The following is a 25,224-nucleotide window of genomic DNA, read 5'->3' as shown; positions in this document are numbered from 1 at the left end:
GTCAACGCTTCTCCTGGCCGGGCTTGCCGCTGGCGGCCTTTACCTGCGCCGCAAACTTGCGCTGCAAAATCGCCAGGCGCGCTTCCAAGCGGTCCACACCGTGGGAAAATTCGGCCACATCCTCGGCAAAGGCTTCGAACTGCGCCTGCGGCGGTGTCATGCGCCACTCTTCACTCACCGCTTCCGCGGTTGCTTTCGGTGCGGTGCCGAGCGCGTCTTTCAGCCAGCTCGCCGCCATGCGCACGCCGGTGCCCAGCTGATGGGCCGGCGAATCGCCAATTAACTTGGAGACGGGTTCTTCCCAGTCGATATCCAGCTCGCGCAGGGTCGACTGCAGCTCTGCCAGCAGTGCACTGGAACCGCGCACCGTCACCCCCAGTTTGGCCGGCGTGGCATCGCGGTTTCTCAGCAACTGGATAAATGCCAGGGCAGAACCGGACAGCTCGGTGGTCACCTCGCCATCCCAGCGGCTGTGCACTTCGATGTAGCCACCTTCACCCTCGTCGTCGATAAACAGGAACAGGGACATGGCCGGCGCCGTGAGGTTCACCCCCAGCACCTTGCCCGCAAGTTTGCCGAGGCGTGCGCGGCTGCCCGGGTCGTAACGCAGGGCGGTGTTGATGGCGGTTTCCAGTGTGGCGTCAAAACCGGCGCGGAAGGTGGGATCGGTCATTGTTATCAGAATTCATCCGTGCGAAATACGCTGATGCGAAGGTCCGGGCGGCGGGAACCCCTCGCGAGACCTTCTAAAACAGGGATGTTTTAGAAGAGCCCCCAGGGATGGGTTCACGGCGTGTCTCGCGAGGGGTTCCCGTCGTTCGGACCGCCACAGACATAAATAGAACTAGGGCTTAATGCCCTTGTGCAAAGCCACGATGCCACCGGTCATATTGTGGAATTCACAATCCACAAAGCCGGCATCGCTCATCATGCCTTTGAGGGTTTCCTGGTCCGGGTGCATGCGAATGCTCTCCGCCAGATAACGATAGCTATCGGCATCGTCCGCCACCAGCTTGCCCATAAACGGCAGCAGGCGGAAAGAATACTGATCGTAGACCTTTTCCAGCAGCTTCGATTCCGGCTTGGAGAACTCCAGCACCAGCAGGCGCCCACCGGGTTTCAGCACGCGCAGCATGGAGCGCAGCGCCAGGTCTTTATCCGTCACGTTGCGCAGGCCGAACGCGATGGTGATGCAGTCAAAGGTGTTGTCAGGGAAGGGCAGGTACTGGGCGTCTGCCTGAACCGTCTCCACATTGCCGGCAATGCCGCGGTCCAGCAGGCGATCGCGGCCGACCTTCAACATGGACGCATTGATATCCGCCAACACCACCTTGCCGGTGGGGCCAACGATGCGGGAAAAGCGTGCGGTCAGGTCGCCGGTACCGCCGGCAATATCCAGGATTGTCTGGCCCGGGCGCGCCGCAGAAAGCTCAATCGTGAAACGTTTCCACAGGCGGTGGACCCCACCGGACATCAGGTCGTTCATCACATCATAGCGGGCCGCTACCGAGTGGAATACATCCGCCACTCGTCCCGCCTTTTCCTCCACCGGTACCTGCTGGTAGCCGAAGTGGGTCGTCTTGCGTTCGGTCATCTTGTGCCTGCTGCGCCAAATTTCAGGGCCACATTGTACATGGGGCGGACCTGATCGGCACCGCCGCAGACTAAACTTGAGCAATATCGAGGCAACGCCGCTCTCTTTCCATTCTGCTCCTGTCTTACTTATGTCCTATCAATTGCACAGTAAGCACCCACTTGCCCCATCGATTCATGCGGTTGCGCGCGCGCAGGTGCATGCAGCCATCGCCTGCTGCCAGTCGGCGGAAGACGGGCATGCCATCCACAGTGTGCGAAAACATGGAAAAAAATTGCGCGCCCTGTTGCGCCTTATCCGCTACGCCAATACCACGACCGACACCCTGTACCACACCGAAAATGCCCGTTACCGCAGCATTAATGCTGCACTCAGTACCTGCCGCGAAAGCGCATCGCTACATCTCGCCCTGGAGGATCAGCTGGAAGCCGACCGCTTCCCACACACCGCAGCGCACCTGAAGAGCCGACTGGATAACGGGCACACAGAGAGGCTGCTGGAGCAGGCCGAAAAATCGTTGCAACTGGCGCTGATAAAAATTGATGGGTGGCACTTTCAGGGCGCCAACTGGGACGATATTGAATTGGGCTACTGCAAAAGCTACCGGCGGGCATTCAAGGCCATGAGACACGCCTTTGCAATGAATACAGACGAGCGCTTCCACACGCTGCGCAAACGGGTCAAAGACCAGTGGTACCAGAGCCGCCTGCTGGAAGAGCACTATCCGGAAACCATCGGCGCGCGCACCCGCGGCCTGCAAAGGCTGGCCAGCGCACTGGGCGACTGGCGCGACCTTCGGCTACTCTGCCAGCACCTTGCGCGCTACGGGGATGACACGCCCGAAATGGCCAGCGAGCAGCGCGCATTGCTGAAACATGCCGAAAAACGACTGGAGCAGCTGCGCAATGAAATTGAGCAGCTGTGCCGGCAACTGTTCGCGCAGGGACACTGGTCGTTTGCTTAGCACATACCGCCTGAACTAATCCGGCGCCGATTAATCTGGCTCCGTTTAATCCAGCAGCCCGCCCGCATGCACCATCACATGAAAAATAACATTCTGCTCTTTGGTGCCGGTAAGCAGGTGGGCACCCGGTCCGCGCGCCCAGACACCCACGTCCTCGCCACCGTGGGTTTCGCTATCCAATGGCACCAGCGACTCCTGGTGGAAGCCGCTTGATTCTGTATCGATGTCGTGGAGATCATGGCGCCCAGCATTGACCGGATCATCATAGCGATCGTCCGCATTGGTGCTGTCACCGAGGTCGGCGAAGCCGAGGCCATTCGCATAGGTAATCGTGGTGTAGGGCATGCCATCGGCCGCCAGCGATACGTTTTCCTTGGGCTCGCCGGTTTCATCATTGCCGACCACCTTGCCAAGAATCGGGTTGCCGCGGGTGGGGTAGCCGGCGATGGTCATTACATGGCTGTGGTCGGCGGTCACTATGATCAGGGTATCTTCGGCACTGGTATTATCCATGGCCACCTGCACCGCACGGGCCATTTCCACACCGTCGGTCAGCGCACTGTAGGCGCTGCCCGCATGGTGGCCGTGATCGATGCGGCCGGATTCGATCATGGCAAAATAGCCCTTGTCGTTTTTGCTCAGCAGTTCGATGGCTTTGGCGGTCATCTGGGATAGGGATGGCTCGCCGGCTTTATCGTTCTTGCGATCTTCTTCGTAGCGCATGTGCGAGCTGGCAAACAGGCCGAGCAATTTATCGGTGCCGGCCACATCGAGTTTATCGAATCCGGACTGGTCTTCGATGTATACCGCCTTGGTGCTACCGTCGTTATAGCGCGCCTTCCAAGCATCGATCAGGTTGATACCGTCGGTGCGCTTGCCGGACTTGCCTTCCAGGTCCTCCACCTCTTCCGGCAGGAAACTGCGGCGGCCACCGCCCATGGCCACTTCGATACCATCGCCGGCCGCCAGTTCCACCATCTGCGTGGCAATGTCTTTACAGCCTTCGGGAGCCGTCGCTTCCCAGCCGCGCTCCGGCACTTTCGCGTAGGTAGCAGCCGGGGTGGCATGGGTGATGCGTGCGGTACTCACCACGCCGGTGCTCTTGCCGAGATTCTCCGCCAGCTCGAGTGCGGTGGTAAGCGGGTGCTGCAGGCTCGCCGCGCAATCCCCGCGGGCCACGGTTTCATCCACATTCAACACGCCCGCCTTGGTTTTCACCCCGGCCATCAGTGCGGTGGCGGTACCAGCGGAGTCCGGTGTCTGCTGGTTGGTGTTGTAGGTTTTGCTCAGGCCGGCAAACGGCATGGTTTCAAAGCTCAGCTGGTATTCCTCACCACTCTGACCTTCCATCTGGCCGGCGAGAATGCGCATGGCGGTTACGGTGGAGATGCCCATGCCATCACCCACAAACAGAATGATGTTCTTGGCCGCACCGCGCTCATTGTTAATCACCACATTCTGGGCGTCCGCGAGTGCGGCCTGGCCATCGCGGTACCAGCTGCTGCTCTGTTGCGACTCGGGAATCTGCCCCGACTGCGCTGCTGAGTTACTGGGTGATGGATTCGAGGAAGTACTCGGGGTGGTATTAGGATCGCTACATGCCGCCACGGTCAGGCCAAAGGCGGTAACGAACGTGAGAGGGAGTCGATGAAATTGCATACTGTGCCCCGGTAAAAATTCGCCGACCGCAAACCCAAGATAAAGGCGGCAAAGTGGCGAGATGCTAAAGACTGGGGCGATAGTGTAGAGGATTTTGCGGACAGATTTGCTACTGACCTAGAGAGTAGATTCAACCAATCAGCTTCACCGCACTCTCATCGGGATCGCGACCCTTGCCCTGGGCCTGCAGTTGCTTGAGGTAGCTTTGCCACTTCTCCTCCTGGGTATCGCACAGCTCGCGCAGGTAAGCCCAGGTGTATATACCGCTATCGTGGCCATCATCAAAAAAGATCTGCAGGGCATAGCGCCCGGCGGCGGCGACCTTGTCGATACCCACACGGATTTTCCCATCCACCAATGTACCGTCACTGGCGCCATGGCCGCGCACTTCGGCACTGGGCGAATAGACCCGCAGGTATTCGGCGGGCAGCACAAACTCTTTATCGGCGTATTGCAGGCAAAGGTTTTTTTCGGCCTTGTTCAGGCGAATTTTTTTCGGTGCGGACATGGCAAAACCAAGAGTCAATTAGAAGCGGGCGGCAAGATACAGTGAGATACAGCGGGGCCGCGCTATGCGGCCCCCAACCAGTAACAAGCAGAGTCAGAGAATAAAGCGCGACAGGTCTTCGTCTTTACTCAACTCACCCAGCTGTTTGTCAACGTAAGCCGCATCGATGGTAATGGTGCTGTCGCCGTCACCACCAGCAAAGGATATTTCTTCCAGCAGGCGCTCGAGCACCGTATGCAGGCGGCGCGCACCGATGTTTTCGGTGGTTTCGTTCACCTCGAAGGCGACTTCGGCGATACGCTGAATACCGTCTTCGGAGAATTCCAGATTGACGCCCTCGGTGCCCAGCAGTGCTTTCTGCTGCTCGGTGAGCGAGGCCGAAGGTTCGGTGAGAATACGCTGGAAGTCCTTGGAGGTCAGCGAGCTCAGTTCCACACGAATCGGCAGGCGGCCCTGCAGTTCCGGAATCAAATCCGACGGTTTGGACAGGTGGAAGGCACCGGAGGCGATAAACAGAATGTGGTCTGTTTTGATCATGCCGTATTTGGTGGTGACGGTGCAGCCTTCGATCAGCGGCAGCAGGTCGCGCTGCACACCTTCGCGGGACACATCGGCACCACCACTTTCCTGGCGCTTGGCAACTTTGTCGATTTCATCGAGAAACACAATGCCGTTCTGCTCGGCGGAGCGGATGGCTTTGGTTTTGATTTCTTCGTCGTTAATCAGTTTGGCCGCTTCGTCGTCGGTCAGCTGCTTGAGCGCCTGCTTGACGGTGAGCTTGCGCTTCTGGGTTTTGCCTTTGGACATATTGGAGAACATGCCCTGCAGCTGGTTGGTCATTTCTTCCATGCCCGGAGGCGCCATGATTTCGACACCCATGGGACTGGCGGAGACGTCGATTTCGATTTCCTTGTCGTCGAGCTCGCCTTCGCGCAGTTTTTTGCGGAATACCTGACGGGTGCCGGAGTCTTTTTCCAGCGGGTCGGTATTGCGTGCCGGTGGCAGCAGGGCGTCGAGCACGCGATCCTCGGCGGCGTCCATGGCCCGCTGCTTTACGCCTTCGGTGGCGCGTTCGCGCTCGAGCTTGATGGCCATTTCGACGAGGTCGCGGACGATGGATTCCACATCGCGTCCGACGTAGCCCACTTCGGTAAATTTGGTGGCTTCGACTTTGATAAACGGCGCGCCGGCAAGTTTGGCGAGGCGGCGGGCAATTTCGGTTTTACCCACGCCGGTGGGGCCGATCATCAGGATGTTTTTCGGGGTGATTTCCGCGCGCAGTTCTTCATTGACCTGCATGCGGCGCCAGCGGTTGCGCAGGGCAATGGCCACTGCACGCTTGGCGTCGTTCTGGCCGACAATATGACGGTCGAGTTCGTGAACGATTTCTCTAGGGGTCATGGACATGGTCTTTACTCGGATTCTTTTCGCTTCGTTCCAGCTTCTATGTGCTTTGAAGCTGTTGCGGTGGCGGTCGCGCACCGGGTAAAAGATTTCGAAATCGCTATAAATACATCCCTGTACGCTCCGGCGGCGACGTCCTGTCGCCGACGGTTTCGAAATCTTTTACCCGGCACCCGACCTTCAATTCATACCTGAATGCTTCGTTGCCAGTTTGGCGATCAGTAACTCAGCTCTTCAATCGTGTTGTGGTGGTTCGTGTACACACAAATGTCGCCGGCAATTTTCAAACCCTGCTCGACGATAGTGCGCGCATCCAGCTCGGTGTTATCCAGCAGCGCGCGCGCTGCGGACTGGGCGAAGGGGCCACCGGAACCGATGGCGATCAGGTCGTCTTCCGGCTGGATAACGTCGCCGTTACCGGTGACGATCAGGCTAGCGGTTTCGTCGGCCACGGCAAGCAGCGCTTCGAGGCGACGCAGGGCGCGGTCAGTACGCCAGTCTTTGGCGAGTTCGACGGCGGCGCGGGTAAGCTGACCGTTGTGGGCCTGGAGCTTGGCTTCGAAGCGCTCGAACAGGGTGAAGGCGTCGGCGGTGCCGCCGGCAAATCCGGCGATGACCTTGTCGTTGTACAGGCGGCGCACTTTGCGGGCGTTACCTTTCATGATGGTGTTGCCCATGGAGACTTGCCCGTCACCACCGATAACGACTTTGCCGTTACGGCGGCAGGAGAGGATGGTTGTACCGCGATATTGTTCCACTGGTGCCTCTGCATTTTGGATTCAGAAGCACTAAGTGTGGTCGGAGAAGGGGGATTTCAATGTTGCCCGGTGAAAACCGGGCAGTCGGAAAGGATTTGTTTATCCCTGCGCCGGACGCTTGAGCACCAGCGGCATCAAACGGTGTTCGGCGAGCACGCTGCGGGCCTTGGCGACCTTGGAGCGGTTGGTATACGGGCCGACGAGAACCCGGTGCCAGGTGCCGCGGTTGTCGGTGGCCGATTCCACTTTGACGTCGAGGTTGGCGAGCATCAGCTGGGCGCGCAGGCGCTCGGCTTCAGCTTTGTCGCGGAAACTGGCGGCCTGCAGGATATACACCAGATCGGATTTGGGCTCGCTCTGCACCGGCGAATCTTCCGCGGGCTTGTCGCCGTCACGCACCCGCACTTGCGGGTTTTTCGGCTCGGGGACTTTGACTTCGTTTTCTTCCAGCAGCTTGTAGAAGTCGAAGCGCGGCTTGGATTCACCCGGGGCGGGCTTGTCGGCGACGGGCTTTTCCGTGCGCTTGGCCACCTGCATCTGCCCGGTCTTTATGTCGTTCAGCAAAAACACAAACACCGCGAAGCCGCCGACAAAGTTGCCCAGTACAAACCAGACCCAGGCGGGCTTGCCGGAGGGTTGTGAGCGGCGGGTGTTACGGCGGGCCATCGTGTTCTCTCAGTCTTTTATCTATTTATGCAAAGCGGCAAATTGTAACGCCTGAACTCCGCGCTGTGTGCGGAATTTAGGACAGCTCCTGGGCATCCATGTCGATCGCCCAGCGCAACCGCCGGTTGCGATTGCCTTCCGCCCACTGGCTGAACTGCGCCAGTAGTTTTTGCAGCAGGCCGCGTTTTTCCGCGGTGATCTGCAGGTAGAAGCGGAAGCGGCCGGATTTGCGCTCGAGCAGTGCCGGCACTGGTCCCAGATACTGCAGCTCCGGCGACGGCGGCGCCAGCGCTTGCAGGTAGTCGCGGGCGTTGGCGAGAAACTCTTCCGCCCAGCGCGGCTCCTCGCACTCGGCGCGCACCAGCGCCATGGCGCGCAGGGGCGGCAGTTGAGCGATCTTGCGCTCGTCCATCAGCTGGCGGGCAAAAGCGCCGTAGCCCTTGTTCAGCAGTAGTTGCAGCAGCGGGTGTTCCGGGTAGCGGCTCTGCACCAGCACGTGCCCGGGCAGGTCACCGCGGCCGGCGCGGCCGGCAACCTGCTCCAGCAGCTGGCCCATGCGCTCGGGGGCGCGGAAGTCGGCGCTGAACAGGCCGCCGTCGGCGTCCTGAATCACTACCAGGGTGACCTTGGGCAAATGGTGACCCTTGGCCAGCATCTGGGTGCCGAGCAGTAAGCAGGGTTCGCCGTTGCGCGCCGGCTCCAGCAGCTTGTCCAGCGCCTGCTTGCTGGCGGTGGTGTCGCGGTCGACACGAATCACCGGGAAATCCCGGAAGCTGTGGGTAAGGAAGTCTTCACTGCGCTCGGTGCCTGCACCCAGCGCATTCAGGTTGCGGCTGTGGCATTGCGGGCAGCTGTGCACTTCGCGCATGCGGTAGTCGCAGTGATGACAGCGCAGGTGGCGCTGGCGCCGGTGCAGGGTGAGCTTGGCGGAGCAGTGCGGGCAGTCGGCGAGCCAGCCGCAGTCGTCGCAAGTCAGCGCCGGCGAATAGCCACGGCGGTTGATAAATACCAGCGCTTGCTCACCGCGCGCCAGCGTCTCACCGATATGCCGCAGCACCTGCGGCGCAAAGCCCTCCTGCAATTGCTGGTGCAGGATCGGCACCACACTGATTTGTGGAGGCTTGGCGTTGCCGGCGCGGTGACGCAGGCGCAAGTGTTGGTAGCGCCCGCTCAGTGCATTGTGCAGGCTCTCCAGTGAGGGGGTGGCGGAACCCAATAGCACCGGTACGTCGCCGCTTTTCGCAAGCACCAGCGACAGGTCGCGGGCGGAGTAGCGCACCCCGTCCTGCTGTTTGAAGGAGCCATCGTGTTCCTCGTCGATCAGGATGATGCCAAGGCGTGGCAGCGGGGTAAAAATCGCCGAGCGGGTGCCAATCACAATATCCGCCACACCGCTGGCGGCGGACAGCCAGGCGCGGGCGCGCTCGCCATCGGCAAGCCCCGAGTGCAGGGCGGCGATACGGAAATCCGGGAAGCGCGCAGCGATACGCCGCAGGGTCTGCGGGGTCAGCCCGATCTCCGGCACCAGCAGCAGGGCCTGCTTGCCGTCGCGCAGGGCGCGCTCCATCAGGCGCAGATAGACCTCGGTCTTGCCGCTGCCGGTGGTGCCCTCCAAAAGCGAGGCACTGAATCCGCTGGCGGGCACCGAATCGATCACCTGGCGTTGTTCGTCATTCAATTCCGGGGCGGGGCGGGGCGCAACCTCCTCCAGCGGCGGCGGGGCCGTGGGCCCGGCCACCCAGTGCGCCAGGTTGCGCTCGATCAGCGCCTTGCACACGCTGCTGTTGAGGCCGCGGGCATTCAGCGCGGTGCGGCTCTGGCGCCCCGCGCTGAGTAGTAATTGCAGCAGGGCCTGCTGTTTCTTGGCCCGCGCTAATGCGGTCTCCGGCAACCCCTTGCCCTCGGTGGTCAGTTCCAGCCACTGCTCCGCCCAGTGGTCCGCCGGCTTTCCCCGGCGCAGCGCGACCGGCAGGGCGGCGGCGTAGAGTTCTCCAATAGGCGCCTGATAGTAATCGGCCGCCCACTGCAGGAAGCGGCGGCTGCGCGCATCGAAGATCGGCGTGGGGTCAATACAGGCGGTGGCCGGCTTGAGTTCGGTGTGGGGGGACTCCGCGGCCACCTCGACCAGCACGGCCACCAGATCTCGCTTGCCAAACGGCACCTGAAAGCGCTGCCCGGGCTGCAGATGGGCCGGATTCACGCCCGCTGGCGGCAGGTAGTCGAACAGGCGGCGCAGGGGCACCGGCACTGCCAGGCGCAAAATGACCGACGGTTCTCTAGATTGGTTTTGCTCTGCCCCGACTAACCCCAACGCACGTATCTCCACTGCTCACTACTGCTGGTGCACTGCTTGCACAAAGACGCGATGATAACGCAGAAGGTTCCGCTTGAATCGTCAGGCTAATCTGATAGTATGCGCCGACTTTTTAAACAGCCCGGGGATTTATCCCCTACACCAATGACGATTCCGTGCTCAGCGATAAATGACTGGGTGGCGGTGTCGAAAAGAGGCAATCATGAAGACCGATATCCATCCGAACTACGCCGAAATTACCGCAACTTGCTCCTGTGGCAACACCTTCAAAATGGGTTCCACCCTGGGCAAGGACATCCAGCTCGACGTTTGCTCCAACTGCCACCCGTTCTACACCGGCAAGCAGAAGCAGGCGAGCACTGGCGGCCGCGTAGATCGCTTCAAGAAGCGTTTCGGCAGCCGCATCTCCAAGTAAGAGAAAGCGCTACCGAAATGTGCACCGGGAAGATTCGCTCTATCCCGGTTGCGACAAAAAAGACGCCCAGGACATTCCTCGGCGTCTTTTTTTGTGCCTGGCTGTTGGTGCTGGCGATACTGCAGGCGAGTACGGCCCGCGCTGACTGTGTGCTGGGCGGCGCCGATGAGGTGGTGGGGCTCAAGCAGGTGATCGATGGCGATACCCTGCGCCTCGAAGACGGCCGCCGGGTGCGGCTGATCGGCGTGAATACACCGGAGCTGGCCCACCGCAAACGTCCGGCTCAGCCCCTGGCCGAGGAGGCCAGGGATTTCACCGAACGCTTTCTCGCCGGCGGCGATCTGGAACTGGTCTACGACCGCGACCGCCGCGACAACCATGGCCGCGTCCTGGCCTACGTCTACAACCACCGCGGCGACAGCCTGGAATCTGCACTGCTGTCCGCCGGTCTCGCCTTCCATATTGCGGTGGCGCCCAACCTCGCCCTTAGCGAATGCCTGGCCAGTCGCGAACGCGAGGCGCGCCAGTACCAGCGCGGGGTCTGGTCACCGGGCGTATGGCCGGTAATGACTGCTTCCCAAGTGCGCCCCGGCGATGGCGGCTTTGTGCTGCTTACCGGGCAAGTGACCAAGGCGCACCACAACCGATATATCTGGCTGGATCTGGATGGACCGGTGGCACTGCGGGTCGACCCTAGGAGCGCACCATCCCTGAAACGGCAGAAGAACTGGCGCAATCGACAGCTGATGACGCGCGGCTGGCTGGTGGATCGCGGCGCAAAATACGCCGCCAGAAATCCCGGGCACAAACGCTGGTTTATCGCGGTGGACGCCGCGGAAACGCTGGAATTTCTCCGCTAGCTTTACCCACCGCCGCATTTACTTCACCCACATCGAATAGCGATCTTTTGGCGAGCGCCAACCCCGTGACTCATTCATTCAATAAATACACATAAATCACGAAAACTATTTCATCTGTAACCAATTTTACGGGTAGTATTAGTAAACCTATTTTGGAATGTCCGGTTTTGACCACTATGAACGGATGGTCATCCCAATATTTCCGCTTTAGGCGCGCAAACTGCCCCACAATAAAATCAATACAGCCGCGGTAACCCGCGCCCGGTGCAGAATCCCGGGCGCTTTCCAATACAAGAAGATGACACCCTGATGACCGACTCTCTACGCCAGGCAGCGCTCGACTACCATGCCTTGCCGACACCGGGCAAATTATCGGTGGAACTCACCACACCTGCTGAAACCCAGGAAGACCTCTCCCTCGCCTACAGCCCGGGCGTGGCGGAACCGGTGCGCGAAATCGCCAAAGACCCGGAAGCCGCCTATCGCTATACCGGCAAGGGCAACCTGGTGGCGGTCATCTCCAACGGCAGTGCCATCCTCGGCCTCGGCAACCTGGGCCCGCTGGCGTCCAAGCCAGTGATGGAGGGCAAATCGCTGCTGTTCAAGCGCTTCGCAGATATCAATTCCGTGGATATCGAAGTGGAAGCACCCAGCCCCGAACGCTTTATCGAAACCGTTGCGGCTATCGCCAACACCTTCGGTGGCATCAACCTCGAGGACATCAAGGCGCCGGAGTGCTTCCACATCGAAGAGGCTCTGATCCAGCGCTGCTCGGTACCCATTTTCCACGACGATCAGCACGGCACCGCGATCGTGACCGTTGCCGGCATGCTGAACGCGCTGGAAATCCAGGGCAAGAACATCGAAGACGCGCGCATCGTTTGCCTGGGCGCCGGCGCCGCCGCCACTGCCTGCTGCAAATTATTGTTGTGCGCGGGCGCCAAGAAAGAACAGATCACCATGCTCGACAGCCGCGGAGTCATCCACTCCGGGCGCAGCGATATCAACGCCTACAAGGGCGAGTGGGCACGAGATACCGAAATGCGCACTCTGGATGACGCTATCGAGGGTGCCGATGTGTTCCTTGGCGTGTCCGGGCCGGACCTACTGTCGGCGGAACAACTGGCGCATATGGCCGACAAGCCAGTGGTGTTTGCCTGCTCCAACCCCAACCCAGAAATCGCCCCGGAGCTGGCGCACGCAACCCGCGACGACCTGATCATGGCTACCGGCCGTTCGGACTACCCGAACCAGGTAAACAACGTACTGTGTTTCCCGTTTATCTTCCGCGGTGCACTGGATGTGCGCGCCACCAGCATCAACGAACACATGAAGCTCGCGGCCATTGAGGCGATCCGCAAGCTGGCGCGCGAAGATGTGCCGCAAGAAGTGCGCGCGGGCTACGGTGGCGTAGAGATGGCATTTGGCCCTGCTTATATTTTGCCGAAGCCCACCGACCCCCGCCTGCTGCCAGAGGTGGCTGCAGCGGTGGCCAAGGCGGCGGTAGATAGCGGCGCCGCACGCCTGCCTTACCCGGAGCATTACCCGCTTAAGCCCGTGTAAACCTTGTCGATTCTGTCTATATCGACCCGATCTTGAACCTATCCCGGTAGCGGTGGCGCTACCGGGTACGGATCCACTCCACCAGTCCTTGAGCCTCCCCCCGCGCACCGCTACACTGGCTCCAATGTCTGAGCAGAGTTATCCCACCGCATGAGTCATGTCTATGTGCTGACCAATCAGCACCAGCAGTTTTTAAGTAAAGGCAACGATTGGATTGACGGCCGCGAGCACACCAAGTTGTTCCGTACCGAACACAAGGATGTCGCCATCAATCAGATGTTCGAGGCCAACACCCGCGACGTTTCCCTGCGCATTGAGCTGCTGGAATGCAAGCTGGACACCAAGCGCCAGCCGCTGGTGCCCGAAGACGCGCTCAGCGAAACCCCTCTCAAGGCTGAAGGCGAGATCGAGGTCGATCCCAAACTTGAGGCAGCACCGGCAACCGACGAACCTACAGAAGCTGCAGAACCCGCAGTGGACGCGGCGGCCGAGTTGGCGAGCAGCGAACCGCCCTCCGAGCCCGTTGCCGGACAGACCTGATCAAGCGACCTGAAACACCCCATCTGGTGCGGACCCGAGGAGAATGCCCCGGGTTTGCCGCTTGAGATCACCGGGGATGCCCCCATTTAAGCCGGACGCCGTTTGGCGGATTCATCAGCGCGTCACAGTTAGCGCACTTGGTATGCAGCCGGCAGCCCACAGGAGATACCCTTGCCCACGTTCAATCTGGCCGAACTGGCCAAGCCGGAAGGCTTAGACCTGCTCAAGGGCATTCGCCGCGGTATTGAAAAGGAAGGCCTGCGGGTCACCCCGGAAGGCGAACTGGCACAGACAGACCACCCGCACGGGCTTGGCTCCGCACTCAGCCACGAGTGCATCACCACCGATTTCTCTGAAGCACTGCTGGAATTCATTACACCGCCGGTGGCCACGCCCGAGCAGGCTCTGGAAAAACTCGACCAGATCCACCGCTTTACCTACAGCCAGATCGGCGACGAGCGCCTGTGGGTCAACAGCATGCCCGGCCGTATCGGCCGCGACAAGGATATCCCGGTCGCGCGCTATGGCAGCTCCTACAGCGGCACCATGAAGACTATTTACCGCCTTGGCCTGGGCCTGCGCTACGGCCGCGCCATGCAGACCATCGCCGGTATCCATTACAACTTTTCCCTGCCGGATACCTTCTGGCAGTGGCTGCAGGCCAAAGAAAACAGCAGTGAATCGCTGCAGGACTTTAAGACCCGCCGCTACTTCGACCTGATCCGCAACTTCCGTCGCCAGTATTGGCTGCTGATCCACCTGTTTGGCGCAGCGCCGGCGGTGTGCGGCACCTTCGTGCAGGATCGCGAGCATAAGCTGCAGCCGTTCGACGGTGACGGCCGCAGCCTGTACGCACCCAATTCGACCTCCCTGCGCATGGGCGACCTGGGTTACACCAGCGACGCACAGAAGTCCCTGATCGTCTGTTACAACGATCTGCCGAGCTACCTGTCCACCCTGTGTGCCGCCATCTCCAAACCCTATCCGGCCTACCACGAGCTGGGGGTCAAAGATGCAGGGGACCACTACCAGCAGCTGTCCACCGGCCTGCTGCAGATCGAGAATGAGTTCTACTCACCGATCCGCCCGAAAAACCCTGCCGGGATGGGCGAGACCGCACTCTCCGCTCTGGACGCCCGCGGGGTGGAATACATTGAAGTGCGCTGCCTGGACCTGAACCCGTTTGTGCCGCTGGGCATTGAAGCTCCGCAAATGCGCTTCCTCGATGCCTTCCTGCTGCACTGCCTGCTGAGCGACAGCCCGCAGACCGACGAAGCCGACTACCGCGCGGTGCAGGAAAACCTGTCGCGTATCGTCTACCAGGGTCGCGACCCGCAAGTGCAACTTATCCACAACGGCGGCGAGCGCAAACTCACCGACTGGGCCAACGAGCTGCTGGACCAGATTATGCCGTTGGCGGAACTGCTGGACAGCGCCTGGCAGAGTGAAGATTACGCGCGCGCGGTGGACGTTCAGCGCGACAAGATCAGCGGCAAAACTCTCACCCCGGCGGCGCACATGCTGGCGGAGATGCACGAACACGGGCAGACCTTCTTCCAGTGGGCCAAAGACAAGGCCGAGCAACACCGCGAATATTTCATCGACCGTCCATTGAGCGACGAAGAGCAGGCCGAGTTCGAGCGCCTGGCAGAAGAGTCGCGACAGAAACAAAAAGCCGTGGAAGACGCGGACACCGGGACCTTCGAAGACTTCCTTGGCAAGTACTACGCCCAGTATGTGTTCTGCCACAAAGACCTCTGAGCACCGATGAATTACCTCGCCCACCTGCTGCTCTCCGGCCCGGATCCGGACTGGCAACTGGGCGGTTTGCTCGGGGACTTTGTCAAAGGCCCGCTTACCGGCGCCCGCCCCCAATCCATTGAAGACGGCATGCGCCTGCACCGGCGCATCGACCTGCTGAGTGACCAGCACCCTGCCTTTCTAAGCGCGCTCACGCGTCTCGGTCCCGAGTGGCGCCGCCTGGGCGGCATCGCGCTGGATATCTGGTTCGACCACCTGCTCGCCAACAGCTGGGAGCAGTGGCATCCCCACCCCCTGGAAACCTTTTCCCAAGAATGCTGGTCCAACTTCCGCGAGCGCCAGCAGTGGATCCCGGAAAACGCGCAAACGTTTATTCAACGCGCCGAGCAATTTAAACTGCTCCCCGGCTACCGCGAGGTCGACGTGATCCAACGCACCCTCGAACGAGTGGGTCAGCGTCTGCGACGCCCGCAACCCCTGGTCGACATGCTGCCCCTGCTGGAACGCGATCGCCGCGCACTGGAGCAGGAGTTTCAGCTGCTGTTTGCCGACCTAAGCCAACAGGCCGAACGTTTCCGCCAACAAATTAGCGAATAAATACCGGAAGACACCATGACCCTGCCAAGCCCGCGCACCACATTTTTGCTGATGTTCCTCGCCGTTATCTTCGTACTCGGCGTGGCCTTCTATATGGAATACGCGATGGGCCTCGAACCCTGCCCACTGTGTATCACCCAGCGGGTTATGTTCCTCGGTGTTGGTATCACTTCGCTGATTGCTTTCCTGCACAACCCTTCCAGCATCGGCCGCCGCATCTACGGATTCGTCGTCTCCCTGTGGGCACTGGGCGGCCTCTACTTCTCCGGCCGCCAGCTGTGGCTGCAGAGCCTGCCGGAAGATGAAGTACCGGCGTGCGGCCCCGGTATTAGCTATATGGTGGAAGTTTTCCCCATGGCTGAAGTGATCAAAACCCTGCTGACTGGCGACGGTAACTGCGCCGAGGTGCACTGGACTTTCCTCGGGCTGTCCATTCCCGGCTGGGCCGCGGTGGGCTTTGTGGGCCTGATCCTGTTTGGCCTGTGGCAAGCATTGCGCAAGGGCTAAGCGAACCTTCACCATGCCCCCCGAATCGAAATCGTGGCCCGGCAAAGCACTGCAGTGGCTGCTGGGCGCGGGACTACTGCTGGCGTTTGACTTCGCCGGTCGCGCGCTGGCCGCAAGCCTGTCGCTGTCGGTACCCGGCCCGGTGCTGGGAATGCTGCTGTTGCTGCTGGCACTGATGCTGTATGGGCGCGTGCCCTACGGCCTGGGCATGGTTGCCGAGCAGATACTGCGTTTGCTGGTACTGATTTTCCTGCCCGCTACTGTGGGCATCTATTTTCTGCGCGACCTCTCTGGCGGCGACTGGTTTGCGCTGATCGCCGCGATGGTGATCGGCACACTGATCAGCCTGACACTCACCGCTCTGCTGCTAAAACACCTGATTCAGCGACGCGCCCGCCGCCGAGGTGATCATGGGCAGTGAAATACGCAACTTGTGGTTGCAATGGCTGGCCCAGCTGGAGCAGGTTGCGAGTGGTTTTCTGCAGCCGCTCTCCGCCACCCACCCACTGGTGATACTGCCACTGAACATCATGGGATTCTGGCTGGCACTGAAAATCTACCGGCGCACCGGTACGCCAATCTTGCACCCGGTGGTGGGCGGCAGCCTGCTGGTGTTTGCGGGGCTGTTGCTGCTCGGCGTCGACTTCACCGGCTATCAGCAGGGCAGCGGATTGCTGTATCTGTTACTCGGCCCGGCGGTGGTCGCCCTCGCCATTCCCCTCAAACAAAATCTGGTGATGGTACGACGCGCGGGCTGGCCACTGATGCTTGGTCTGCTAGTGGGCGCCGTGCTGGCGCCGCTGGTGGCGGTGGTCATCGCGCTGCTGCTCGGTGGCAGTCACACGGTACTGGTCGCACTGGCCACCAAGTCCGTGACCACCCCCGTGGCACTGGCGCTCACCGAACAGATGAACGGTATTCATAGCCTCGCCGCGGGGGTGGTGGCCTTTACCGGGATTGTCGGCGCAGTATTTGGCCCTTCGCTTATGCGCCTGCTGGGTATTCACGACGAGCGGGTTACCGGTTTCACCCTCGGCATCAACGCCCACGCCATCGGCACCGTGCGCGCCCTGGAGATCAGCGCCCTGTGCGGCGCCTTTTCCGCACTGGCCATGGGTTTGTGCGGCGCCCTGACCGCATTGCTGTTACCAGTTCTCACCTCGGCGTAGCAAAAAAGCAGACGTCCGTCCCGTTCCAGTTTTTTTGCGGCGCCCGCCTTGCCCACGGCGGGAGAAGCTTCTACATTCGTATGAGCAGTTGTAAAAGACACAAAAGGAAACTTGGAGATGTTGGAGAACTGTAAGAACGCGCAAGAGCGCTGGGGCGGCGTCAGCCAGATTATTGACCGCTGGCTGCAATCCCGTCAGGCGCTGCTGGTGAGCTTTTGCCAGCTGTCGGACCACAAGGAATTTTCCGATGGCGACAAGGCCGCGGAGACCAGTGTCCGCATCCTGTGCCAGCAGCTGGTGGACTATGTGTCTGCCGGCCACTTTGAGGTCTACGATCAGTTGATACAGGAAGGCCAGGCCTTTGGTGACACCGAAGGGTTACAGCAAGCCAAAGCCCTGTACCGGGAGATTGATGGCACCACCGATGTCGCTGTCGACTTCAACGACAAGTACCAGGAAACCGATGACCTCAGTGCACTGGTACAAGATCTGTCAGAGTTGGGCGTCGCGCTGGAAACCCGCTTTGCCGCGGAGGACCGCATGATCGATACCCTGCACACCGCACACAAAAATCAGTTGGCCTGATTGCGTGCTCATGCGCATACCGCGTGTGAAATAACTCTGCGCACCCAAATGCGTCAGCAATAAAAAAGGGGCCCGCAGGCCCCTTTTTGATCAGTGCGCAACAGCGCAACCTGGTAACCGATATTCGATTACTCGGTTCCCTGATCTTCCTCAACCGCTTCTTTTTCTGCAGCGCCTTCGTCGCTGTTGGCGTCGGCCTTGTGCAGTTCGACTTCAAAAATCAGGGTCGCGTTCGGGCCGATCAGACCACCGGCACCGCCGGGACCATAGGCCAGCTCAGAAGGAATGTAGAGTTCCCACTTCGCGCCCTGCTTCATCAGCTGCAGTGCCTCGGTCCAACCCTTGATCACGCCATTCACCGGGAACTGAACCGGCTTGCCATTCTTGTAAGAGCTGTCGAACTCGGTGCCATCGATCAGCGTGCCCTTGTAGTCCACTTCAACAACGCTGGTTTCGCTGGGGCTCGGGCCGGTGCCTTCGGTAATCACCTTGTACTGCAGGCCAGAGTCGGTGGTCTGCACGCCTTCTTTCTTGGCGTTTTCTTCCAGGAACTTCTTACCTTCTTCCAGGTTCTTATCCGCGGACGCTTTGAAGTCGGCTTCCTGCTTCTCCATTAGCTCTTTTTGCTTGGCCTGCATGTTCTCCTGGAATACCTGGATCACTTTCTGCTTTTCTTCCTGGCTCAAGCGGGACTCGCGGCCACTAGCAACATCTTGCAGCGCCATGGCAACAATTTGCGGGTCCAGAGCGACTTCCTGGCTCTTGAGGCGGTTAGCCATATCTTCGGCGATGATATAGCTGACCTTCTGCTCCTGGGTTTCCAGTTTGATGTCTGCAGAACCGGCAGACTCCTGCTTGTTACAACCGACCAGTGCAATACCCAAAGCAATCGCAGCAGCCAAAGAAGTTTTATTCATGAGAGTTGTCTCTTTATTTCCGTGAAACATTGTAAATAGCGATGGCAAGCACCGGTATTAATCGAGCAGGTCCTGTATTCCCTGCCTATGCCGCTGTTGTACACCCTGACACCTGGGTGCATTGTGCGGCAGATCACAGTATCGCAAGCCGGACCGCAGCGAATGGCAAGTCTAACCCATGCGCGAACGACCTGCACACCAGCATACTCTTAACGCATTCGCTGCATCGGACAGCGATTCTTCTCGGTTGTTTCATTTTGCTGTCACACGCAATTCGGGCGGAGGGTATGCAGGAAATTTGAAAGCCTTATGCCGCAGTTGTTAAAAAGATAAAAAATCCTGCGTACTGTAGGGATGCACGAAGTAAATAACAGCGCTATTATCAGCGTTAGACCTCGACTTTTTTCTCCGGCAGAGAGGTGGTTCTGTCACACCGAGATATCTTGGGGGATGTCTTGGAGATATCTTGGAGTAAGTCATCGGGGCTCCCTTTTAATAACGATTTTCACAACCCGTTCCAACCGCAGGATATTGAATCATGGCCGCCAAACGCAAAGCCGCTGTTTCCATTGACGCTCTTGAAAAACAGATCGCCAAGATCGCCACCCAAATTGAAAAAGCACGAGCCAAGGAAGTGGCCGATGCCGATAAGGCCCTGAAGAAAGCTACCAAAGATGCCGACAAGGCCAAGGCTCAGGTAGCCAAGGCCAAAGCCAAAGTTGCGGCTGCCCGCACTGCCGGTGCCAAGGCAAAGACCCCGGCCGCCAAAGCCTCTGCCAAGAAGAAAGCCGACGCGGCCAAGTCTGCGCTGGCCAAGGTAGAAAAGGTTGCCAAGGAAGCCGCAGTAGCGCTGAGCGGAACCAAGGCCGCTGCCACAGCCGCCAAGCTGTCCGACAAGACTGCAAAAGCCGTGAAGAAAGCCGGAGATGCGGCGGCCAAAAAGGTGCAGGCCGCGAGCAAGCCGAAAAAGAAAAAAGCGGCAGCCAAGAAAGCGACTGCAAGCAAGCCGGCCGCCGAGAAGAAAGCGGCAGCGAAAAAGCCTGCAGCCAAAAAGGCCACAGCGAAGAAGGCGGCAACCAAGAAAGCCGCAGTGAAGAAAACCCCCGCCAAGAAAGCGGCACCCAAGAAGGCAGCCGCCAAGAAGCCCGCAGCAAAACCGGCAGCGAAAAAAGCTGCACCGAAGAAAGCCGCAACCAAGAAGGTCGCCGCAAAACCTGCAGCTAAGCCGGCAGCCAAACCCGCAGCTAAAAAAGCCGCACCGAAGAAACCAGCTGAAAAGCCCGCAGTAGACAAATCTAATGGCGCCGCCGCAAAGCCGGCCGCTCAGCCAGCCCCTGCTGCCGCGCCCGCAGCCGCACCGGTAAGCGAATCACCGGCACCGGTAATGAGTAAGACTTCCGAACCAAAACCAATGGTGCCCGAGTCCAGCGCTGCAGCTGCAACCCCGGTAACCCCGAGCATCACGCCAAGCACGCCGGCCAAGAGCCTGTTTTCCACTGAGGAAAACCCGCACTACGGCCCCGAGGAGCACAAGCACAAGAGCTAATTTGTGCGATCACCGGCTCCTTCATTGCCCAAGCCAGTGCCTGCTGCAGTCGTGCTAGCGTCATAGGCATCTTGAGAGCTATAGGCATCGATCAGGCCCGCCCAGCGGGCCTGATCTTTTTGCATCAGACCATACTGTTCTCCGGCCAGCGCCAGCGGTGAGCGTGTCTCCGGCCAGGTTTCTCCATTCAGCTTCCACAGCGCGGCCAACTGGCGCTGCTCCATGCGAATCTCATTGCGCTTGCACCATTCATATAGCCGGCTCTGCTTGTTAATACGCCCGACAAAGCGGCGCAGGTTGCGCACGGTATTGATCATGCGGCGCCGAGGCGCCAACCCCCGATCCGCCACTCGCCAGCTTTCGTCACTCAGTTGGCGACCACAGGCGCAGGTGTAACTGGCCCACAGCAGCAGACACACGTCCGCCCCTTTGCTGTCCTGGCACTCCAGCAGGAAGTCGGCCACCGATGGCTGGCGATAAAACTCGAGACTGAAATCCCACAGGGGGTTCTGCAAGGGCGAATTTGGTGGAGAGTGCGGCGGTGATGGAGGTGCGGTTTCTGTCACGATAGAATCCCGGCGAAATTGTTATGCGACGACATTGTTATGGGGATAGCCTAGTCAATATCGCGCGAAATCAAAGAGGTTTCCATTGATCAATCTGCAAGGGGTGTCGCTGCAAGTGGGCGGGCGCGACCTGCTCAACGATGCCAGCTGCCGCATCTTCCCAGGCCACAAGGTCGGCATCATCGGTGCCAACGGCTGCGGTAAATCCACCCTGTTCAAGATGTTGCTCAAGCAGCAGGAGAGCGACGCGGGCAGTGTCGAAGTCCCATCGGGCTGGGAAATTGCGCATATGGCCCAGGAAGTGTCGGCCAGTGACCGCAGCGCCCTGGACTATGCGCTGGACGGCGACCACCGCCTGCGTGAGCTGCAACAGGAGCTGGAAGCCGCAGAGGCCGATGGCAGCGACGGCAAGCGCATTGGCGAGCTGCACGAGCGCATGGCCGCGATTGACGGCTATTCGGGTCCAGCGCGCGCCGCGCAGCTGCTGGACGGCCTGGGTTTCTCCCACGCCGATCAGCAGCGTCCGGTGCAGAGCTTCTCCGGCGGCTGGCGTATTCGCTTGAACCTGGCGCGGGCACTGATGTGCCCGGCTGACCTGTTGCTGCTCGACGAACCCACCAACCACTTGGACCTGGATGCCACCCTGTGGCTGGAGCAGTGGCTGCAGCGCTTCCCCGGTACCCTGCTGATCATCTCGCACGACCGGGATTTCCTGGACGCGGTGGTGGACGGCATTATCAGCTTCGAACAGCAGGATCTGGTGCTCTACAGCGGCAACTACACCGCATTTGAGCGGGCCCGTGCCGAGCGCCTGGCGCAACAGCAAATTCAATACGAGAAGCAGCAGGCCCAGCGCGCGCATATGGAAGATTTCGTGCGGCGCTTCCGCGCAAAGGCGACCAAGGCCAAGCAGGCCCAGAGCCGCCTGAAGGCGCTCGACCGCATGGCCGAGATCGCCCCGGCGCATGTAGACTCGCCATTCCGCTTCCGCCTGCCGGCTTCCGAGAAAGTTTCCAACCCACTGGTGGATCTGCGCGAGGCGGAAATCGGTTACCCGGGCAAAACCATTCTGCCACGCGTGGAAATGGGCATTCAGCCCGGTCGACGTATCGGTCTGCTGGGCCCGAACGGCGCCGGTAAATCCTCGCTGATCAAAACCCTCGCTGGCGAGCTGCCGCTGCTGGGCGGCGAGCGCCAGTGCGGCGAGCACCTGAAGATTGGTTACTTTGCCCAGCACCAGCTGGAAGCGCTGGATTCCAAAGCCTCGCCGATTCTACATGTGCAACGACTGTCGCCGGACGCCAGCGAACAGGAGCTGCGCGACTTTTTGGGTGGCTACGGATTTATCGGTGACCGGGTATTCGAACCGGTGGGCGGTTTTTCCGGTGGTGAAAAAGCCCGCGTGGCGCTGGCACTGCTGGCGTGGCAGAAACCCAACCTGTTGCTGCTGGACGAACCCACCAACCACCTGGACTTGGAAATGCGCCATGCACTGACGCTGGCCTTGGCAGAATTCCCCGGTGCGGTAATTCTGGTATCGCACGATCGTCACCTGCTGGCGAACACCACCGACGAATTTATTCTGGTGGCAGACGGCCGCGCCGAGCCTTTCGACGGTGACCTGGATGATTACAAACAGTGGTTGCTGGCGTTCAAGCGCGAAGAAAAACGCCAGTCCGGAAACGACACGGTCAGTACCGATGGCAAGCCCGTTGAGGACAAGAAAGCCCAGCGGCGCGCGGCCGCGGCCCTGCGCGAACAACTCAAGCCGTTGACCAACAAGCTCAAAAGTATCGAGCAGAAGATGGCCAAGGCGGAAAAGGAAGTACAGCGGCTGGAAGAGAAACTCGCGGATGAAGATCTCTACAGTGGTGGCCGCCAGGATGAAATTACCCAGCTGACCAAAGCGCAGGGAGAGGCGCGGGAAAGTTTGGATGAACTGGAAATGGAGTGGCTGGAAGTCTCCGAGGCACTGGAGGCAGCGCGCTCCGCTAGTTAACGCGCTGACTCGATCCGACCCCTGCGCGGTTATTTCGACATTTCGTAGGGGTCGTAGCCTTCCCGTGGGCAGCCATCTTCGTTGACCGCCATACCCATGGGCGTATTCGGGCAGAGGTCCAGATAGTCCGGCACGCCGTCGCCATCGGTGTCGATGGGGCAGCCGCGAAAGTCCACATCAATACCAGGCGGTGTCTGTGGGCATTCGTCGGCGTCGTCATACACACCGTCACCATCGCGATCGTAAATCGCCACCGGGTCCTCACCCCACTGGTAGCCGATCGACATACTCACATAGGCGTCGAGGCCACTTTCTTCCACTCCCTGGAAACCGCGCGCATCGCCGCGCACTTGCCAGCGTGGGTGCAGGCGGTACTTCACGCCCATACCAAAGTTGACCATGGTCTGACGACGGTGCCAGTCAAACGGGTAGCCGTAGGTGTCTTCATCGATGCGCAACTCGCCAATACCCGCCACCACATAGGGCTGCCAGTCGTAATTGCCACAAAAGCGGCCAGCGAATTGATACAGCAGATCGACGTGGTAATTCTGTACCTCGACGTCCTCAAACGTGTCCTGCACGTTGACGCTGAAGTAGTTATACACACCTTCAAGAGCCCAGCGATCAGTAACGTTGTAGCCAAAGCCGATACCGCCGCCGGCGCGATCTTCCAGCTCAAAACCGAAGTAAGGTGTGCCATCCAGGCGCTGGTCATCAAACCAGTAATAGCCGCCGTTGAGGTAGAGATTGAGAGTACCTTCCCCATCGGACACGGCCTGGCCGCTAGAAAGGAGCAGGGCACTGCCCAGAAGCAGCTTAGGTAGGAGTTTGCGGGCGAGGGTGGGGCTTGTTGTCATTGTTGCTCCGGAGCATCCATTTACCGGTAGTCACAAGATAGCACAGCGAACCGCGGCCCATTTCCCGCGCGGCTCGCTATGTTGTCGGCTTATTTTCTTTTGTACAGCAGGTCCCACACGCCGTGGCCGAGACGCTCACCGCGACGCTCGAATTTGGTCTGCGGACGGAATTCCGGGCGCGGGGAGTATTGCCCTTTACCGGCGGTATTCTCCAGCATTTCCTCGGCTTCGAGTACTTCGAGCATTTGCTCGGCGTAGTTTTCCCAGTCGGTGGCCATGTGCATCAGCGCGCCGGGCTTCAATTTGCTGCACAGCAGTTTCACGAACTCGGGCTGCACGATGCGGCGCTTGTTGTGCTTTTTCTTGTGCCACGGATCGGGGAAGTACAACTGGAAACGATCCAGGCTGGCGTCAGGAATACAGTCGTTCAGCACGTCGATGGCATCTGCCATATACACGCGCAGGTTTTTTACCTCTTCCTTGCCGGCATTGTTAATCAGACGACCGACACCCGGCGGGTGCACTTCGATGCCAATAAAGTTTTTGTCCTGCTCGGCCTTGGTCATTTCCAGCAGGGAATCGCCCATGCCGAAACCGATCTCCAATACCACAGGGGCCTCGCCACCGAAGACTTCTGCCGCGTTGATCGCGCCATCGTAAAGGGACAGGCCAAACGTGCCCCAGTAGTTATCAAACGCGTTGCGCTGACCTTCGGTCATACGCCCACCGCGGATCACGTAGCTACGGATGGATTTCTTTTTGAACTCGGTGCGGTAGGGAAATTCTTCTTCCTCACCCGCTTGTTCGTTGTTTGGCTCTTCTTGCATTTTTACCTCTTAGCTCGGAGCACCTACCTTGGGTGCTTCGTAGCTGGTGCTGTGGCGGCCAAGCACCAGGGATGCGTTTTCAGAACCGCTGTGAACCCATCCATGGGCGCTGCGGCGGCGACGTCCTGTCGCCGACGCTTCTGAAAACGCATCCCCGGCCCTTGGCCTTCGATTCGTAGTTTTTTACTTCGTATAACCTAGGGCGGCGACAAACAGGGCTATCCAGCCTCCGATCATCAATGTGCCACCGATCGGTGTGATTGGTCCGAGGATTCTCGGTCCACCAAAGGTCAGGCCGTAAAGGCTGCCTGAGAAAAATAAAATGCCAACCGCGAAAAGCGCGCCGCTCACAATCAGCGAGGTTTTTGCACCAATTTGCTGGATCAATATAGCCACGGCTATAAGTGCCAGCGCGTGAATCATCTGATAATGCACGCCGGTTTTGTAGGCTTCCAACAGATTTTCCGCGACCTTGTCACGCAGTCCATGAGCGCCAAAAGCGCCGAGCATAACGCCGGTGCCACCAAAAAATGCGGCCAGCAATAAATACAATTTAGCCATCAGGGTTTTCCTTTCCAATCGGCAATCGAAGTACAGGGGTCGCTGCGAAGGGGAGGTGCCGGGTGCTGCTTTTTGAAAGCGTCGGCG

General features: G+C 59.7%; 26 protein-coding genes. 13 read left to right on the top strand and 13 right to left on the bottom strand.

Going from position 1 to position 25,224, the window contains the following annotated elements:
* Position 1 precedes the first annotated feature (1 nt).
* Together KUV22_RS11210 and ubiE are read right to left on the bottom strand one after the other, a co-directional pair.
* Positions 2 to 673 carry a ubiquinone biosynthesis accessory factor UbiJ gene (locus KUV22_RS11210; RefSeq protein WP_222231153.1) on the bottom strand — a complete coding sequence of 224 codons (672 nt, stop codon included), beginning with the start codon at positions 671 to 673 and terminating at the stop codon, positions 2 to 4.
* Positions 674 to 844: 171 nt separating this feature from the next.
* The gene (gene ubiE / locus KUV22_RS11205; RefSeq protein ID WP_222231150.1) at positions 845 to 1,594 is read right to left on the bottom strand and encodes a bifunctional demethylmenaquinone methyltransferase/2-methoxy-6-polyprenyl-1,4-benzoquinol methylase UbiE; all 750 of its coding nucleotides are present in this window, start codon (positions 1,592 to 1,594) and stop codon (positions 845 to 847) included.
* 130 nt (positions 1,595 to 1,724) lie between these two features.
* On the opposite strand from ubiE, the gene KUV22_RS11200 reads away from it, so the two are divergent.
* A complete protein-coding gene (locus tag KUV22_RS11200) occupies positions 1,725 to 2,558 on the top strand; it encodes a CHAD domain-containing protein (RefSeq protein ID WP_222231148.1) in 834 nt (277 codons plus the stop codon).
* A gap of 45 nt (positions 2,559 to 2,603) precedes the next feature.
* On the opposite strand, the gene KUV22_RS11195 is transcribed toward KUV22_RS11200, so the two are convergent.
* The 6 genes from KUV22_RS11195 to KUV22_RS11170 form a co-directional block, all read right to left on the bottom strand.
* Positions 2,604 to 4,217, bottom strand: coding sequence for an alkaline phosphatase (locus KUV22_RS11195; RefSeq protein WP_222231147.1), 1,614 nt, complete (start codon positions 4,215 to 4,217; stop codon positions 2,604 to 2,606).
* Positions 4,218 to 4,347: 130 nt separating this feature from the next.
* Positions 4,348 to 4,725, bottom strand: a complete 378-nt coding sequence (locus KUV22_RS11190) for a gamma-butyrobetaine hydroxylase-like domain-containing protein (protein ID WP_222231146.1) — start codon at positions 4,723 to 4,725, stop codon at positions 4,348 to 4,350.
* A 93-nt stretch (positions 4,726 to 4,818) separates the two neighbouring features.
* On the bottom strand, positions 4,819 to 6,132 hold the full coding sequence (hslU, locus tag KUV22_RS11185) for an ATP-dependent protease ATPase subunit HslU (RefSeq protein ID WP_222231144.1): 1,314 nt from the start codon (positions 6,130 to 6,132) through the stop codon (positions 4,819 to 4,821).
* 215 nt (positions 6,133 to 6,347) lie between these two features.
* Positions 6,348 to 6,887: an ATP-dependent protease subunit HslV gene (gene hslV / locus KUV22_RS11180; RefSeq protein WP_222231142.1), complete on the bottom strand. Its 540-nt coding sequence runs from the start codon at positions 6,885 to 6,887 to the stop codon at positions 6,348 to 6,350.
* Between the two features lie 99 nt (positions 6,888 to 6,986).
* Positions 6,987 to 7,553, bottom strand: coding sequence for an SPOR domain-containing protein (locus KUV22_RS11175; RefSeq protein ID WP_222231140.1), 567 nt, complete (start codon positions 7,551 to 7,553; stop codon positions 6,987 to 6,989).
* A 76-nt stretch (positions 7,554 to 7,629) separates the two neighbouring features.
* The gene (locus tag KUV22_RS11170) at positions 7,630 to 9,879 is read right to left on the bottom strand and encodes a primosomal protein N' (RefSeq protein ID WP_315857545.1); all 2,250 of its coding nucleotides are present in this window, start codon (positions 9,877 to 9,879) and stop codon (positions 7,630 to 7,632) included.
* Positions 9,880 to 10,069: 190 nt separating this feature from the next.
* On the opposite strand from KUV22_RS11170, the gene rpmE reads away from it, so the two are divergent.
* From rpmE to rsd, 10 genes are all read left to right on the top strand, one after another.
* Positions 10,070 to 10,282, top strand: coding sequence for a 50S ribosomal protein L31 (gene rpmE, locus KUV22_RS11165; protein WP_010132044.1), 213 nt, complete (start codon positions 10,070 to 10,072; stop codon positions 10,280 to 10,282).
* Between the two features lie 17 nt (positions 10,283 to 10,299).
* Complete coding sequence (locus KUV22_RS11160) at positions 10,300 to 11,142, top strand: thermonuclease family protein (RefSeq protein WP_222231136.1); 843 nt, start codon at positions 10,300 to 10,302, stop codon at positions 11,140 to 11,142.
* A 309-nt stretch (positions 11,143 to 11,451) separates the two neighbouring features.
* Complete coding sequence (locus tag KUV22_RS11155; protein ID WP_222231133.1) at positions 11,452 to 12,705, top strand: malic enzyme-like NAD(P)-binding protein; 1,254 nt, start codon at positions 11,452 to 11,454, stop codon at positions 12,703 to 12,705.
* Positions 12,706 to 12,855: 150 nt separating this feature from the next.
* Positions 12,856 to 13,245, top strand: coding sequence for a hypothetical protein (locus tag KUV22_RS11150; protein WP_222231130.1), 390 nt, complete (start codon positions 12,856 to 12,858; stop codon positions 13,243 to 13,245).
* Positions 13,246 to 13,416: 171 nt separating this feature from the next.
* A complete protein-coding gene (gene gshA / locus KUV22_RS11145) occupies positions 13,417 to 15,006 on the top strand; it encodes a glutamate--cysteine ligase (RefSeq protein WP_222231128.1) in 1,590 nt (529 codons plus the stop codon).
* 6 nt (positions 15,007 to 15,012) lie between these two features.
* Positions 15,013 to 15,603, top strand: a complete 591-nt coding sequence (locus KUV22_RS11140; protein WP_222231125.1) for an acyl carrier protein phosphodiesterase — start codon at positions 15,013 to 15,015, stop codon at positions 15,601 to 15,603.
* Between the two features lie 15 nt (positions 15,604 to 15,618).
* Entirely contained in the window at positions 15,619 to 16,110 is a 492-nt protein-coding gene (locus tag KUV22_RS11135) for a disulfide bond formation protein B (protein ID WP_222231123.1), read from the top strand.
* Positions 16,111 to 16,123: 13 nt separating this feature from the next.
* Positions 16,124 to 16,531, top strand: coding sequence for a CidA/LrgA family protein (locus KUV22_RS11130; protein WP_222231121.1), 408 nt, complete (start codon positions 16,124 to 16,126; stop codon positions 16,529 to 16,531).
* Positions 16,521 to 17,279, top strand: coding sequence for an LrgB family protein (locus KUV22_RS11125; RefSeq protein ID WP_222231120.1), 759 nt, complete (start codon positions 16,521 to 16,523; stop codon positions 17,277 to 17,279). The genes KUV22_RS11130 and KUV22_RS11125 overlap by 11 nt, the downstream gene beginning before the upstream one ends.
* A 117-nt stretch (positions 17,280 to 17,396) precedes the next feature.
* Positions 17,397 to 17,864, top strand: a complete 468-nt coding sequence (gene rsd, locus KUV22_RS11120) for a sigma D regulator (protein ID WP_222231118.1) — start codon at positions 17,397 to 17,399, stop codon at positions 17,862 to 17,864.
* Between the two features lie 128 nt (positions 17,865 to 17,992).
* On the opposite strand, the gene KUV22_RS11115 is transcribed toward rsd, so the two are convergent.
* Positions 17,993 to 18,781 carry an FKBP-type peptidyl-prolyl cis-trans isomerase gene (locus tag KUV22_RS11115; protein ID WP_222231115.1) on the bottom strand — a complete coding sequence of 263 codons (789 nt, stop codon included), beginning with the start codon at positions 18,779 to 18,781 and terminating at the stop codon, positions 17,993 to 17,995.
* Positions 18,782 to 19,319: 538 nt separating this feature from the next.
* Between KUV22_RS11115 and KUV22_RS11110 the strand changes: the two genes are divergently transcribed.
* Positions 19,320 to 20,327: a hypothetical protein gene (locus KUV22_RS11110; RefSeq protein WP_222231113.1), complete on the top strand. Its 1,008-nt coding sequence runs from the start codon at positions 19,320 to 19,322 to the stop codon at positions 20,325 to 20,327.
* Here KUV22_RS11110 and KUV22_RS11105 read toward each other — a convergent pair.
* A complete protein-coding gene (locus KUV22_RS11105; protein ID WP_315857544.1) occupies positions 20,324 to 20,893 on the bottom strand; it encodes a TIGR02444 family protein in 570 nt (189 codons plus the stop codon). The two genes, KUV22_RS11110 and KUV22_RS11105, sit on opposite strands and share 4 nt — an antisense overlap.
* 85 nt (positions 20,894 to 20,978) lie before the next feature.
* Here KUV22_RS11105 and KUV22_RS11100 point away from each other — a divergent pair, with 85 nt between their 5' ends.
* Positions 20,979 to 22,892, top strand: a complete 1,914-nt coding sequence (locus KUV22_RS11100; RefSeq protein WP_222231110.1) for an ABC-F family ATP-binding cassette domain-containing protein — start codon at positions 20,979 to 20,981, stop codon at positions 22,890 to 22,892.
* Between the two features lie 29 nt (positions 22,893 to 22,921).
* On the opposite strand, the gene KUV22_RS11095 is transcribed toward KUV22_RS11100, so the two are convergent.
* The 3 genes from KUV22_RS11095 to KUV22_RS11085 all read right to left on the bottom strand — a co-directional run bounded on the left by KUV22_RS11095 (position 22,922) and on the right by KUV22_RS11085 (position 25,137).
* Positions 22,922 to 23,749 carry an outer membrane beta-barrel protein gene (locus KUV22_RS11095; protein ID WP_222231107.1) on the bottom strand — a complete coding sequence of 276 codons (828 nt, stop codon included), beginning with the start codon at positions 23,747 to 23,749 and terminating at the stop codon, positions 22,922 to 22,924.
* A gap of 89 nt (positions 23,750 to 23,838) precedes the next feature.
* The gene (gene trmB / locus KUV22_RS11090; protein ID WP_222231104.1) at positions 23,839 to 24,576 is read right to left on the bottom strand and encodes a tRNA (guanosine(46)-N7)-methyltransferase TrmB; all 738 of its coding nucleotides are present in this window, start codon (positions 24,574 to 24,576) and stop codon (positions 23,839 to 23,841) included.
* Between the two features lie 183 nt (positions 24,577 to 24,759).
* Complete coding sequence (locus KUV22_RS11085) at positions 24,760 to 25,137, bottom strand: DUF423 domain-containing protein (RefSeq protein ID WP_222231101.1); 378 nt, start codon at positions 25,135 to 25,137, stop codon at positions 24,760 to 24,762.
* Positions 25,138 to 25,224: the final 87 nt, after the last annotated feature.

Origin of the sequence: Microbulbifer agarilyticus, from assembly GCF_019800665.1 — a bacterium.
GTDB lineage: Bacteria > Pseudomonadota > Gammaproteobacteria > Pseudomonadales > Cellvibrionaceae > Microbulbifer > Microbulbifer agarilyticus_C.
The sequence above is the reverse complement of the archived record's forward strand: the minus strand, read 5'-3'. Positions and strand labels throughout refer to the sequence as shown.